Here is a 13,844-nt window from a genome sequence, read left to right as displayed (position 1 = left end):
TGATGACCGTCTCCTCATCCGCCCAGAAGTCCACGGGGCTCGCAACGCGCGTCATCCCCTGCCTCGATGTGGCCGAGGGGCGTGTCGTCAAGGGCGTCAACTTCCTGGATCTGCAGGATGCGGGCGACCCCGTCGAGCTCGCGGCGCTCTACGCCGAGCAGGGTGCGGATGAGCTCACCTTCCTCGATGTGACCGCCTCGAGCGAGGGACGGGGGACCACCTACGACCTCGTCACGCGGACGGCGGAGCAGGTCTTCATCCCGCTCACCGTCGGCGGTGGGGTGCGCAGCGTCGAGGACGTTCGCGTGCTGCTCGCGTGCGGCGCCGACAAGGTCGGCGTGAACTCTGCGGCGATCGCACGGCCGGCGCTGCTCGATGAGATCTCGTCGACGTTCGGCAACCAGGTCCTCGTCCTCTCGCTGGATGTGAAGCGCTCGGCATCGACCGAGTCCGGGTTCGTCGTGACGTCCCACGGTGGGCGAACAGACACTGGGATCGACGCGCTCAGCTGGGCCCGCGAGGCCATCGAGCGCGGCGCGGGGGAGCTCCTCGTCAACTCCATGGACGCTGATGGCACGAAGGCCGGCTTCGATCTGGAGCTGACCCGCCTCGTCCGCGAGCTGGCGACGGTCCCCGTCATCGCGTCCGGCGGAGCGGGTGCGCTCGAGCACTTCGCTCCCGCCGTCGAGGCCGGCGCGGACGCCGTGCTGGCCGCGAGCGTCTTCCACCACCGGCAGTTCACGATCGGCCAGGTGAAGGACTCCCTGGCCGAAGCAGGAGTCACCGTCAGGCGGAGCGTCCGATGACGGCATCCACGTTCCCCGTTGCCGCGCGGCAGATCGACGAGATCCTCTCGCGCGTCTCGTTCGACGACCGCGGCCTGGTTCCGGCAGTCGTGACCCAGCACGACACCCGCGAGGTGCTCATGCTCGCCTGGTTGAACGCGGAGTCACTGCGCATGACCCTGACCGAGGGGCGGGTCGTCTACTGGTCGCGCTCTCGTTCGGAGCTGTGGCGCAAGGGCGACACCTCCGGCAATACGCAGCGCCTCGTGAGCTTCGCGCTCGACTGCGACGCCGACACGATCCTCCTGGGCGTCGACCAGCACGGCCCTGCCTGCCACACCGGTACCCGAACCTGCTTCGACGGCGACGACCTCGCGCTCGAGTTCCCGGCCCATGACGTCGCCTGACGCTGCGGGCAAGCGCGGCAAGCGCGGCACGCTCCTCGCGATCGTCGTCGGCGCGGGTCTGGCGATCCTCGCCTGGTCGCAGGTGTGGTTCTCGTTCGAGGTGTCCCTCGGGGCGCAGACGTTCGCGGGCGAGGTCCGCGGAGACGTCGCAGCCCCGGCCGTCATGGCGCTCGCTCTGGCTGCCCTCGCCGTCCTCGCGGCGCTGGCCCTGGCGGGAGTCGTGTTCAGATACGTGCTCGGCGGGCTGCTCACGCTCGTCGGCGCGGTCCTGGTGCTGCAGTCCTTCGTCGCGGTCGGCAACCCGGCCCCGGCCATCGCACCGGAGGTGACGGCAGCATCGGGACTCGCGGGCGAGCAGACGATCGCGGATGCGGTCGCCGCCGGAGCGGTCTCCGTCGGATTCTGGCCATGGCTGGCCGTCGTCGCCGGCGCCGTCCTCGCCTTCGCCGGCGTGCTCGCGATCGTCACGGCCCGCCGGTGGCCGACGAGTGGACGGCGCTTCTCGACGACTTCACTGGAAGCGGCCGACGAGATGCCCGAGAATGGACAACCGGCGGGTGACGTTCGCGCGGACGCCCCGGCGGGCAGCGATCAGCGTGTCGAGCAATGGGATGCGCTGAGCCACGGCGACGACCCCACCGACGCGGGTGGCTCGCGAGCATCCAGCTAGACTTATCCCAGCGCACGTGACAAGGAGCACCCTCATGACTGAACTGGCCGCGAAGACGTCCCACGAACCCACGAGCATCGAAGAGGCCGAAGAGGTCCAGGAGGCGCCGCTGCAGGAGCCTCACGAGAGCCACGGCCACTCGGTTGCCGCGTGGACCGGAGTCCTCATCATGCTCGTCGGCTTCACCGTCGGCACGCTCGGCATCTGGTTCGACCAGAACATCGTCACCTGGGTCGGCGTCGTCGCGATCGTGATCGGGGCCATCGCGTGGCCGCTGCTCGCTCGTCTCGGCTTCGGTCCGAAGGCGCACTAGCTTGCTCGAGTCGCTGTACCACGGCGCTCTCGAGGACGCGGCTGAACGGCGGGAGCGCACTCCCTCGGGCGTCCTCGAGGCTCGAATCTCCGACGTCGCCCCTGCGCTCGATGCGTACGGGGCGCTCGCCCGCTCGGAGCGCGTCAACATCATCGCGGAGGTCAAGCGAGCCAGCCCCTCTCGGGGTCGCCTCGCCGACATCCCCGACCCCGCTGTGCTGGCGGCGTCTTACGAACGTGGGGGAGCAGCCGCGATCTCCGTGCTCACCGAGCAGCGCAAGTTCCTCGGCTCGCTCGACGACCTCCGCGCGGTGCGCGACACGGTCGCCGTGCCCGTGCTCCGCAAGGAGTTCATCGCAGAGGAGTACCAGCTGCTGGAGGCCCGCGCGTGCGGGGCCGACCTGGCCTTGCTCATCGTCGCGGGGCTCGACCAGTCGACGCTCGTCCGCCTCGCCGAGTTCACGGAGCAGCTCGGCATGACGGCGCTCATCGAAGCGCATTCGAAGGACGAGCTGCTGCGCGGTCTCGACGCCGGCGCAAGGATCCTCGGCGTCAATGCTCGCAACCTCGCGACCTTCGAGCTCCACCCGGAGCTCTTCGGGGAGCTTGCTCCCCTCTACCCGAACGATGTCGTCAAGGTCGCCGAATCGGCGGTCCTCGAGCCAGCTCACGTGCGTCGCTACCGCGACGCCGGCGCAGACGCCGTTCTCATCGGGGAGGCGCTCGTGACGGGCGGCAACCCGGAATCTACTTTGGAGACCTTCCACCTCGCATGAGCACCTTGCCCCCAGACACCACATCGCTGCGGAACGCCTCTGGCCCCTACTACGGGGAGTTCGGCGGCCGCTTCGTCCCGGAGAGCCTCATGGCGGCTCTTGACGAGCTGTCGAGCGCCTGGGAAGCGGCGAAAGCCGACGATGAATTCTGGGCTGAGCTCTCCCGACTGCACCGCGACTACTCCGGTCGCCCCTCGATCATCACCGAGGCGCCGCGGTTCGCAGCGCACGCTGGCGGCGCCCGCATCATCCTCAAGCGCGAAGACCTCAACCACACGGGTTCGCACAAGATCAACAACGTGCTCGGTCAGGCCCTGCTGACGAAGCGCATCGGAAAGACGCGAGTCATCGCCGAGACCGGCGCAGGCCAGCACGGCGTCGCGACTGCGACCGCGGCGGCGCTCTTCGGGCTCGACTGCACGATCTACATGGGTGCCGTCGACACGGCGCGTCAGGCGCTCAACGTCGCTCGGATGCGACTCCTGGGGGCAGAGGTCGTGGCCGTCGAGTCCGGTTCGGCGACGCTCAAGGATGCGATCAACGACGCCATGCGCGACTGGGTCGCGTCCGTCGACACGACCAATTACGTGTTCGGCACTGCCGCGGGCCCGCACCCGTTCCCCGCGCTGGTGCGCGACCTGCAGGCCATCATCGGCGAGGAGGCGCGCCAGCAGGTGCTCGACCTGACCGGTGCCCTGCCCGACGCCGTCGTCGCGTGCGTCGGCGGCGGGTCCAACGCGATCGGCATCTTCAGTGCCTTCCTCGACGACCCCTCGGTAGCGCTCTACGGCTATGAAGCCGCTGGCGACGGTGTCGACACACCACGGCATGCCGCGACGATCGGCGCCGGTCGCCCTGGTGTGCTCCACGGTGCTCGCACCCTGCTCCTGCAGGACGTCGACGGACAGACCATCGAGTCGCACTCGATCTCGGCCGGCCTCGACTATCCGGGCGTCGGACCAGAGCACGCCCACCTCGCCGCCATCGGCCGCGCAACGTACCTCCCGGTGACGGATGCGGCGGCGATGGAGGCCTTCCGGCTGCTCTCGCGCACCGAAGGCATCATCCCGGCCATCGAGTCCAGCCACGGCCTCGCCGGCGCGCTCGAGCTCGGCAAGGAGCTCGGTCCGGACGCGACGATCCTCGTCTCGCTCTCGGGGCGCGGCGACAAGGACATGGAGACCGCGGCCGAGTACTTCGGCCTCGGCAACCCGGACCGCACCGAGGGAGAAGTCAAGTGACCTCAGCATCGACCACCGCGGCTTCCCCGATCCCGTCCGCGACCTCCGCCCTCGAGCAGGTCATCGACACGGCGAATCGGGACCGCAGGGGCGCGCTCGTCGCCTACCTGCCCGTCGGATTCCCCGACTTCGACACGTCCGTGGCCGCAGCCATCGCCGTCGTCAAGGCGGGCGTCGATGTCATCGAGCTCGGCATGCCGTACTCGGACCCGGTCATGGACGGCCCCGTCATCCAGGCTGCAGCTGTTCAGGCGCTCGAGGGCGGCTTCCGCACGGAGCACGTCTTCGAGGCCATCCGCCAGATCCGCGCCGAGGTGGACGCGCCGATCGTGGTCATGACCTACTGGAACCTCGTCATGCAGTACGGCGTCGACGCGTTCGCCCGCGACCTCGCGGCAGCGGGTGGCAACGGACTCATCACCCCCGACCTCGTTCCCGACGAGGGTGGCGAGTGGATCGCCGCCTCGCAGGCGCACGAACTCGACCGCGTCTTCCTCGCGGCCCCCAGCTCGAGCGACGCGCGCCTCGACCTGGTCATCAACTCCAGCAGCGGCTTCGTGTACACGGTCTCGACCATGGGCATCACGGGAGCCCGGGCGGACGTCGACCAGGCCGCTCGCTCGCTCGCGGACCGACTCCACGCGCACGGCTGCACACGAGCCTGCGTCGGCCTCGGCATCTCGACCGCAGAGCAGGTCCGCGAGGTGCTCGCGTATGCGGAGGGCGCCATCGTCGGATCCGCGCTGGTCAAGGCCCTCGCCTCCGGCGGCGTGCCCGCTGTCGCCGAGGTCGCCGCCCAGCTCGCGACCGGAACCGCTCTCGACGCTTCATCTTCGAAGGAACAGGCATGACGCCACTGACCGGAATCCCCAGCCCGCCCCTCGAGTGGGCGAGCTTCGAGGTCGGGCCGCTCACGGTGCACCTCTACGCGCTCTTCATCGTGGCGGGCATGATCCTCGCCGTGCTGTGGACGGACCGACGGCTCACCGCGCGTGGCGGTGAGAAGTGGATCACGGTCGACTTCGCCATCTGGGCCGTGCTGCTCGGGCTGCTCGGCGCGCGTCTGTACCACGTCTTCACGCATCCCGCCGACTACTTCTTCGAGGGCGCCAACTTCTGGCGCATCTTCTTCATCTGGGAGGGCGGCAACGCCATCATCGGCTCCCTCATCGGCGGAGCGATCGGGATCTTCATCGCGAGCCGGATGACGGGCATCCGCATGCTCGCGTTCTCGGACGCGCTCATCCCCGGCCTCCTCCTGGCACAGGCCGTCGGGCGCCTCGGCAACTACTTCAACCATGAGCTCTACGGCTGGCCCACCGACCTGCCGTGGGGCCTGCAGATCGAGGCGAGCAATCCAGCCTTCCCCGTCGGCTTGCCTGAGGGCACGCTCTTCCACCCGACGTTCCTGTACGAGATGCTCTGGAACCTCGCGGGCATCGCCCTCATCGTGCTCCTCGAGCGCATGTTCCGGTGGCGCACGGGCAAGACGCTCGCCGCCTACCTCATCTGGTACGGAACGGGACGCATCTGGATCGAGTCCATTCGCGTCGACTACTCCGAGGTGATCCTCGGGATGCGCTCGAACGTCTTCGGGGCCCTGTGCCTCGTCATCGTCGGCGTCGCGCTCTTCATCTACGTCTCACGCCTGCCGGTCTCGCAGCTGAGCACGAGCATCTACCTTCCCGGGCGCGATCCGGAGTCCGAGACAGCCAGGGCCACTGAGGGCGCTGATGGTGCTGAGGCCGACGAACTCGACGGCGACGACGAGCTCGACGCCGAGGAGGAAACCTCCACGCAATCTTCGGTTCACGACGAGGAAACTTCCGAAGCCAAGCCTAACTCGGGCGACGTGGAAAATACCCCTGATGAGAGCGAAGAAGTCTCCACGCCCTCGAAGAGCTGAGGCGAAACACCCCACCCCTCTCGGGCCTTGCACGTGCACCTCGAAACACAGAAGTAACACAGCGGTCGTAATCTGCTGAATGGACCGACGGACGCCTGTAGGCACCCGCCCCGAACGGGCTCCGTCAACATCAGTCTTCTGTCGAGTCCGCCAAGCGACCCATGGCACCACCGACGAGGGGACGAGTTATGACCTCCGCCGCCTTTCCAACGAATGGCTACCCAGCAGCAGCCGGTCTGTACGACCCTGCCAACGAACGCGATGCCTGTGGGCTCGCGATGGTCGCCACCCTGCGTGGCACGCCGGGTCACGACATCATCGACCACGCGCTCGACGCGCTCCGCCACATGGAGCACCGCGGCGCTGTCGGCTCGGATGCGGGCACCGGAGACGGCGCTGGCATCTTGACGGCGATCCCGGACGACTTCTTCCGCGCGGTCAGTGGCTTCGACCTGCCTGCCGATGGCCGCTACGCGGTCGGCAACGCCTACCTTCCCGTGGACGCCGACGAGCGGGCCAGGGTCAAGGCTGGCATCGCCAAGCTCGCGGCAGAAGAGGACCTCCGCGTCATCGGCTGGCGCGAGGTTCCCGTGCAGCCCGACGAGCTCGGCAAGCTGGCTCGGGCCGCGATGCCCGTCATCGAGCAGCTCTTCGTGCGCAGCGAGCGCCAGAACTTCCGAGGGAACCCACGCAAGGGCGCGTCCCTCGACCGGCAGTGCTACCGGATGCGCAAGCGCGCCGAGCATTCGCTCGGCGTGTACTTCATGTCGCTCTCGTGCCGCTCGATCACCTACAAGGGCATGGTCACGACCCTGCAGCTGGAGCCGTTCTACCCGGACCTGAGCGATGAGCGCTTCGCCTCCAAGCTCGCGATCGTGCACTCGCGCTACTCGACGAACACGTTCCCGTCGTGGCAGCTCGCGCAGCCGATGCGCATGATGGCGCACAACGGCGAGATCAACACGGTTCGCGGCAACCGCAACTGGATGCGCGCCCGGCAGTCGCAGCTGCGCTCCGAGATCCTCGGCGACGTCGCAGACCTGTTCCCGATCGTGACCGAGGGCGCCAGCGACTCGGCATCCTTCGACGAGGTGCTGGAGCTGCTCACCCTCTCGGGCCGCTCCCTCGCGCACGCCGTGCACATGATGGTGCCGGCAGCGTGGGAGACCGCAGAGGATCTGAGCGCCGAGGTGCGTGACTTCTACGAGTACCACTCGCTCATCATGGAGCCGTGGGACGGGCCCGCGGCGATGGCCTTCACCGACGGCCGCTACGTGTGCGCGACGCTCGACCGGAACGGACTTCGCCCCGGCCGCTTCGTGCAGACAGCCGACGGCCTCATCGTGCTGGGCTCCGAGGTCGGGGTCGCCAGCCTCGACCCCGCGACCGTCATCCGCAAGGGGCGTCTGCGCCCAGGACAGGTGCTCCTCGTGGACACCGAGGTCGGCCGCCTCATCGAAGACGATGAGGTCAAGCACGACCTCGCGGAGCTGCAGCCGTGGGGGGACTGGCTCGATGAGGGTCGCATCAACCTCGCCGAGCTCCCGGAGCGCGAGCACGTCACGCACACTCCGGCCTCCGTCGAGCGCCGCCAGCGCACCTTCGGCTACACCGAGGAGGAGCTGCGCATCCTGCTCGCTCCGATGGCGAAGAACGGTGCTGAGCCGATCGGAGCCATGGGCACGGACACGCCCATCGCAATCCTCACGGACCGACCGCGGCTCGTCTTCGACTACTTCACGCAGAACTTCGCGCAGGTGACGAACCCGCCGCTCGACTCGATCCGCGAGGAGGTCGTGACGAGCCTCACGACGAGCATCGGGCCGCAGGAGAACCTCCTCAGCGCCGGCCCTGAGCACGCGCGTCAGGTCGTGCTGGACTTCCCGGTCATCGACAACGACCAGCTCGCGAAGATCCAGCACATCGAGCAGCGCCCCGGTATCGACGCGGCGGAGACGCTCCGCGGCTGCTACCGGGTCGACGACGGCGTCGAGGGGCTGCGCAAGCGGCTCGAGGAGCTGTGCGAGGAGGCCGACCGCGCGATCGACGCCGGCGCCGGCTTCATCGTGCTCTCCGACCGCGACTCGAACCGCGACTACGCGCCCATCCCCTCGCTGCTCATGACGAGTGCCGTGCACCACCACCTGATCCGCACGGAGCGCAGGATGCGCGTCGGCCTGGTCATCGAGGCGGGCGACGTCCGCGAGGTGCACCACGTCGCAGTGCTGCTCGGCTACGGCGCTTCCGCCGTCAACCCGTACCTGGCGATGGAATCCTGCGAGGACATGGTCCGTCAGGGCAAGCTCACCGGAGTCTCCGAGGAGAAGGCGGTCGCCAACCTCATCAAGGCGCTCGGCAAGGGCGTCCTGAAGATCATGTCGAAGATGGGCATCTCAGCGGTCTCCTCCTACGCGGGCGCGCAGTGCTTCGAGGCCGTCGGTCTCTCCAACGAGCTCGTCAGCGAGTACTTCACGGGCACGGCGAGCAAGATCTCCGGAATGGGGCTCGAGGGCATCGCCCGCGAGAACCAGCTCCGCCACCGCCACGCGTACCCGGCCCAGGCTGCTCCCGCGTCGCACCGCCCCCTCGACATCGGCGGCGAGTACCAGTGGCGCCGTGAGGGGCCACCGCACCTCTTCAACCCGAACACGATCTTCCGTCTGCAGCACTCGACGCGCGAGGGCCGCTACGACATCTTCAAGGAGTACACGAAGCTCGTCGACGACCAGGCCGCGGAGACGATGACGCTGCGTGGGCTCTTCAAGCTCAAGGTGGGCGACCGGACTCCGATCCCGATCGACGAGGTCGAGCCGGCTTCCGAGATTCTCAAGCGCTTCCAGACCGGTGCCATGAGCTACGGCTCCATCTCGAAGGAAGCGCACGAGACGCTCGCCATCGCGATGAACCGCATCGGCGGCAAGTCGAACACGGGCGAGGGTGGCGAGGACGTCGAGCGCCTCCTCGATCCCGAGCGACGCAGCGCCATCAAGCAGGTCGCCTCGGGCCGGTTCGGCGTCACGAGCATGTACCTGACCCACGCGGATGACATCCAGATCAAGCTGGCGCAGGGCGCGAAGCCGGGCGAGGGCGGGCAGCTGCCTCCGACGAAGGTCTACCCCTGGGTGGCTCGGACGCGCCACGCGACACCCGGCGTCGGACTGATCTCCCCGCCCCCTCACCACGACATCTACTCCATCGAGGATCTCAAGCAGCTGATCTTCGACCTCAAGCGCGCGAACCCGTCGGCGCGCATCCACGTGAAGCTCGTGAGCGAGAACGGCATCGGCGCGGTTGCCGCCGGTGTGACGAAGGCGCTTGCCGACGTCGTCCTGGTCTCGGGCCACGACGGCGGCACGGGCGCCTCGCCGCTCAACTCCCTGAAGCACGCGGGAACTCCGTGGGAGCTCGGTCTTGCCGAGACGCAGCAGACGCTCATGCTCAACGGCCTGCGCGACCGCGTGGTCGTGCAGGTGGATGGTCAGCTCAAGACGGGCCGCGACGTCATCGTCGGCGCCCTGCTCGGCGCCGAGGAGTTCGGCTTCGCGACCGCGGCGCTCGTCGTCTCCGGCTGCATCATGATGCGCGTCTGCCACCTCGACACGTGCCCGGTCGGCGTCGCCACGCAGAACCCTGAGCTGCGCGCCCGCTACACGGGCCAGGCCGACCACGTCGTGAACTTCTTCGAGTTCGTCGCGCAGGAGGTCCGCGAGTACCTCGCGGAGCTCGGCGTGCGCTCACTGGACGAGATCATCGGGAAGCGCGAGCTCCTCGAAGTCGACGAGGCGATGCATCACTGGAAGACCGAGGGGCTCGACCTCTCGCGCGTGCTCACCGGCCACGAGTTCGGCGATGCGCCGACTCGGAGCCTTGTCACCCAGGAGCACGAGCTCGACCAGCACTTCGACCAGCAGCTGCTCACGCTCGCCGAGCAGGCGCTCGAGCGCGGCGAGTCCGTCAAGGTGTCGATGGACGTCATCAACACCGATCGCGCCGTCGGCACGATGCTCGGGCACCACGTGACCCTCAAGCACGGTGAGCACGGCCTGCCAGCAGGCACGATCGACATCGAACTGCGGGGGACCGCGGGGCAGTCGCTTGGCGCGTTCCTGCCGAACGGCATCCGCATCCGGCTCGTCGGCGACTCGAACGACTACGTCGGCAAGGGACTCAGCGGTGGCGAGATCATCCTCAGGCCCGACGAGCGTGCGCCGTTCAAGTCGCACGAGAACGTCATCGCGGGCAACGTCATCGGCTACGGCGCGACGAGCGGAACCATGTTCCTGAGCGGCGTCGTCGGCGAGCGCTTCCTCGTCCGCAACTCCGGCGCCACTGCGGTGGCGGAGGCCGTCGGCGACCACGCGCTCGAGTACATGACCGGCGGACTCGCCGTGATCCTGGGGGAGACGGGCAAGAACTTCGGTGCGGGCATGTCCGGTGGCATCGCCTACGTGCACAAGCTCGACCCGAAGCTCGTCAACCCCGACATGGTCTCGACGGGGGAGCTCGGCCTGACGACGCTGACCAGCGCCGATGCCGACATCCTGCGCGACATCCTCGAACGCCACTACGCGGAGACCGACTCGCAGCTCGCTCGCGAGATGCTCGAGGACTTCGACGCGGTGTCGAAGGAGTTCACGAAGGTGCTCCCGCGTGACTACGCCAAGGTCACCGAGATCCGCAACGCCGCCATCGAACGCGGTGGCGACCCCGATGACAGCACGACCTGGCACGAGATTCTGGAGGCAACCCGTGGCTGACCCGAGAGGATTCCTCACCAATCGCGAACGAGAGCTCCCCAAGCGTCGGCCCGTTCCCGTGCGCATCATGGACTTCAGCGAGGTCTACGACCCGCAGGAGCCCACCCAGCTGCGCCGGCAGGCCGGACGCTGCATGGACTGCGGTGTTCCGTTCTGTCACCAGGGCTGCCCGCTCGGCAACATCATCCCCGAGTGGAACGACCTGACGTTCCGCGGTGACATGGCGGGCGCGAGCGAGCGCCTGCACGCCACGAACAACTTCCCGGAGTTCACGGGACGCCTGTGCCCGGCCCCGTGCGAGTCGTCGTGCGTGCTCGGCATCAACCAGCCGGCCGTCACGATCAAGCGCGTCGAGCAGTCCATCGCGGACACCGCCTTCGCCGAGGGCAACGTCCGTCCGCACCCGCCCGAGCGCCTCACGGGCAAGACGGTCGCCGTCGTCGGATCGGGGCCAGCGGGCCTCGCCGCCGCCCAGCAGCTGACCCGCGCCGGCCACACGGTCGCGGTGTTCGAGCGTGACGACCGCATCGGCGGGCTGCTGCGCTACGGCATCCCGGACTTCAAGATGGAGAAGTCCGTACTCGATGCTCGTCTCTCGCAGATGCGCGCCGAGGGCACTCGCTTCCGCACCGGCATCGAGATCGGTCGCGACATCACGTGGGACAACCTCCGCCAGCGCTACGACGCCGTCGTGGTCGCCACCGGAGCGCTGGTCCCGCGCGATCTCCCCGTGCCGGGCCGCGAGCTCAAGGGCGTCCACTACGCGATGGACTTCCTGACGCAGTCGAACCGCGTGGTCGCGGGCGACGACCTCGCCTCGCAGATCCACGCCGAGGACAAGCACGTCATCGTCATCGGCGGTGGAGACACCGGTGCAGACTGCATCGGCACGTCGCACCGCCAGGGCGCGGCCTCGGTCACGAACCTCGCCATCGGCAAGGAGCCGCCGACCGAGCGTCCCGCGCATCAGCCGTGGCCGACGACGCCGACCCTCTTCGAGGTCTCGACCTCGCACGAGGAGGGCGGAGAGCGCGCCTTCCAGGCGTCCACGGTCGAGTTCATCGGCGACGAGTCCGGTCGGGTCCGCGCGATCCGGCTCGCCGAGACCGAGTTCCGCGCCGACGGCTCGCGCGGCCCGAAGGCGGGCACGGAGCGCGAGCTTCCCGCCGACCTGGTGCTGCTGGCCATGGGCTTCACGGGCCCGGAGCGGCACACGATCGAACCTCAGCTGCAGCTCCCGTTCACCTCACGGGGGGCCCTCGACCGCACTGCCGAGTACGAGACGGAGCTCCCTGGAGTGTTCGTCGCGGGCGACGCGGGCCGCGGCCAGTCGCTCATCGTCTGGGCGATCGCCGAGGGACGTGCGGCAGCCGCCTCCGTCGACCGGTATCTTGAACAGTCGACGGAGCTTCCGGAGCCGATCCTCGCCACCGAGCGCGCGATCTCCCTCTGAATCCGCCACCACGCGCCTCTCGGCGCACCACAGTTTCGACGAACCGGAGTTAATGCATGAGCCGTAGAGCGAAGATCGTCGCCACCCTCGGTCCAGCCGTCAACACCCCTGAAGGGATCCGCGCCCTCATCGGCGCCGGCGTCAACGTCACGCGCTTCAACCTCAGCCACGGCGACCACGCCGTGCACACCGAGAACTACACCCTCGTCCGGGACGCCGCCGAGGAGCTCGGCGTTCCCGTCGCGATCCTGGTCGACCTGCAGGGACCGAAGATCCGTCTCGAGAAGTTCGAGGACGGCCCCCACCACCTCGCGGTCGGGGACATCTTCAAGATCACCTCCCAGGACGTACCCGGCACGAAGGACCTCGTCGGCACGACCTACAAGGGCCTGCCCACCGACGTGAAGCCGGGCGACCCGCTGCTCATCGATGACGGCAAGGTACTCGTGCGCGTCGTGGAGACCGACGGCGTGACCGTCACGACCCGCGTCGAGGTGCCAGGAAAGGTCTCGAACAACAAGGGCATCAACCTGCCCGGCGTCGCCGTGAACGTGCCAGCCCTCTCCGAGAAGGACGAGGACGACCTGCGCTGGGGTCTGCGCATCGGCGCCGACATCATCGCCCTGTCGTTCGTGCGCTCGGCGGAGGACATCAACCGCGTCCACGCGATCATGGACGAGGAGGGCATCCGCCTTCCCGTGATCGCGAAGATCGAGAAGCCGCAGGCCGTCGAGAACCTCAACGAGATCGTCGACGCGTTCGACGGCATCATGGTCGCCCGCGGCGACCTCGGCGTGGAGCTTCCGCTCGAGCAGGTCCCGATCGTGCAGAAGAACGCGATCCAGCAGGCTCGCCGCTGGGCGAAGCCCGTGATCGTCGCGACGCAGATGCTCGAGACGATGATCGAGAACCCGCGCCCCACCCGCGCAGAGGCATCCGACTGCGCCAACGCCGTCCTCGACGGCGCCGACGCGCTCATGCTCTCCGGCGAGACCAGCGTCGGCGCGTTCCCGATCGAGGCGGTGCGCACCATGGCGCGCATCATCGAGTCGACCGAGACGCACGGCCTGGACCGCATCCCGCCGCTGGGCACGAAGCCCTTCACGCAGGGCGGCGCGATCACCCTCGCCGCGTCCGAAGTGGGCGAGTTCCTCAAGGCGAAGTACTACTGCGTGTTCACGGAGTCCGGTGACTCGGTGCGGCGCATGGCGCGCCTGCGCACCGAGATCCCCGTGCTCGGGTTCACCCCGTCGCCGCACATCGCTCGTCGCATGAACCTCTACTGGGGCGTCAAGGCCGCCATCGTGGAGCGCGTCACGCACACCGACGAGATGATCGGGCAGGTCGACAAGTACCTCATGGAGAACGGCCTCGCCCAGGCGGGCGACGTCGTCGTGGTCGTCGCCGGCATGCCCCCGGGCCGCGCTGGCACCACCAACGACCTCCGCGTGCACCGCGTGGGCGTCGATGACGACCGCGTCGTCCCCGCGTACGAGGGCAAGCACACCCGCTAGCCGCACGCCGCCGAGAGGCCGGT

General features: G+C 68.6%; 11 protein-coding genes. All 11 read left to right on the top strand.

From position 1 onward, the window contains the following. The first annotated feature begins 2 nt into the window (after nucleotides 1–2). The gene (gene hisF, locus C5E06_RS09030) at nucleotides 3–806 is read left to right on the top strand and encodes an imidazole glycerol phosphate synthase subunit HisF (RefSeq protein ID WP_104306635.1); all 804 of its coding nucleotides are present in this window, start codon (nucleotides 3–5) and stop codon (nucleotides 804–806) included. After that, nucleotides 803–1,192, top strand: coding sequence for a phosphoribosyl-AMP cyclohydrolase (gene hisI / locus C5E06_RS09025; protein ID WP_104306634.1), 390 nt, complete (start codon nucleotides 803–805; stop codon nucleotides 1,190–1,192). The genes hisF and hisI overlap by 4 nt, the downstream gene beginning before the upstream one ends. Continuing rightward, nucleotides 1,179–1,862: a Trp biosynthesis-associated membrane protein gene (locus tag C5E06_RS09020; protein ID WP_104306633.1), complete on the top strand. Its 684-nt coding sequence runs from the start codon at nucleotides 1,179–1,181 to the stop codon at nucleotides 1,860–1,862. The genes hisI and C5E06_RS09020 overlap by 14 nt, the downstream gene beginning before the upstream one ends. A 34-nt stretch (nucleotides 1,863–1,896) precedes the next feature. Further along, nucleotides 1,897–2,175: an HGxxPAAW family protein gene (locus C5E06_RS09015; protein ID WP_146080203.1), complete on the top strand. Its 279-nt coding sequence runs from the start codon at nucleotides 1,897–1,899 to the stop codon at nucleotides 2,173–2,175. Between the two features lies 1 nt (nucleotide 2,176). After that, nucleotides 2,177–2,950, top strand: a complete 774-nt coding sequence (gene trpC, locus C5E06_RS09010) for an indole-3-glycerol phosphate synthase TrpC (protein ID WP_104306632.1) — start codon at nucleotides 2,177–2,179, stop codon at nucleotides 2,948–2,950. Next, complete coding sequence (gene trpB / locus C5E06_RS09005) at nucleotides 2,947–4,191, top strand: tryptophan synthase subunit beta (protein ID WP_104241255.1); 1,245 nt, start codon at nucleotides 2,947–2,949, stop codon at nucleotides 4,189–4,191. Before trpC ends, trpB begins: the two co-directional genes overlap by 4 nt. Nucleotides 4,192–4,220: 29 nt before the next feature. Continuing rightward, nucleotides 4,221–5,042 carry a tryptophan synthase subunit alpha gene (trpA, locus tag C5E06_RS09000; RefSeq protein ID WP_104307264.1) on the top strand — a complete coding sequence of 274 codons (822 nt, stop codon included), beginning with the start codon at nucleotides 4,221–4,223 and terminating at the stop codon, nucleotides 5,040–5,042. Next, nucleotides 5,039–6,097 (top strand): prolipoprotein diacylglyceryl transferase, encoded by a 1,059-nt coding sequence (gene lgt / locus C5E06_RS08995; protein WP_104306631.1) that lies wholly within the window; start codon nucleotides 5,039–5,041, stop codon nucleotides 6,095–6,097. The genes trpA and lgt overlap by 4 nt, the downstream gene beginning before the upstream one ends. Nucleotides 6,098–6,285: 188 nt before the next feature. Further along, nucleotides 6,286–10,854, top strand: coding sequence for a glutamate synthase large subunit (gltB, locus tag C5E06_RS08990; RefSeq protein WP_219820061.1), 4,569 nt, complete (start codon nucleotides 6,286–6,288; stop codon nucleotides 10,852–10,854). After that, nucleotides 10,847–12,307, top strand: a complete 1,461-nt coding sequence (locus C5E06_RS08985; RefSeq protein ID WP_104241252.1) for a glutamate synthase subunit beta — start codon at nucleotides 10,847–10,849, stop codon at nucleotides 12,305–12,307. The genes gltB and C5E06_RS08985 overlap by 8 nt, the downstream gene beginning before the upstream one ends. Before the next feature lie 56 nt (nucleotides 12,308–12,363). Then, a complete protein-coding gene (gene pyk, locus C5E06_RS08980; protein ID WP_104241251.1) occupies nucleotides 12,364–13,821 on the top strand; it encodes a pyruvate kinase in 1,458 nt (485 codons plus the stop codon). Nucleotides 13,822–13,844 lie beyond the last annotated feature (23 nt).

Origin of the sequence: Pseudoclavibacter sp. RFBI5 (assembly GCF_002931395.1) — a bacterium.
GTDB lineage: Bacteria > Actinomycetota > Actinomycetes > Actinomycetales > Microbacteriaceae > Pseudoclavibacter.
The sequence above is the reverse complement of the archived record's forward strand: the minus strand, read 5'-3'. Positions and strand labels throughout refer to the sequence as shown.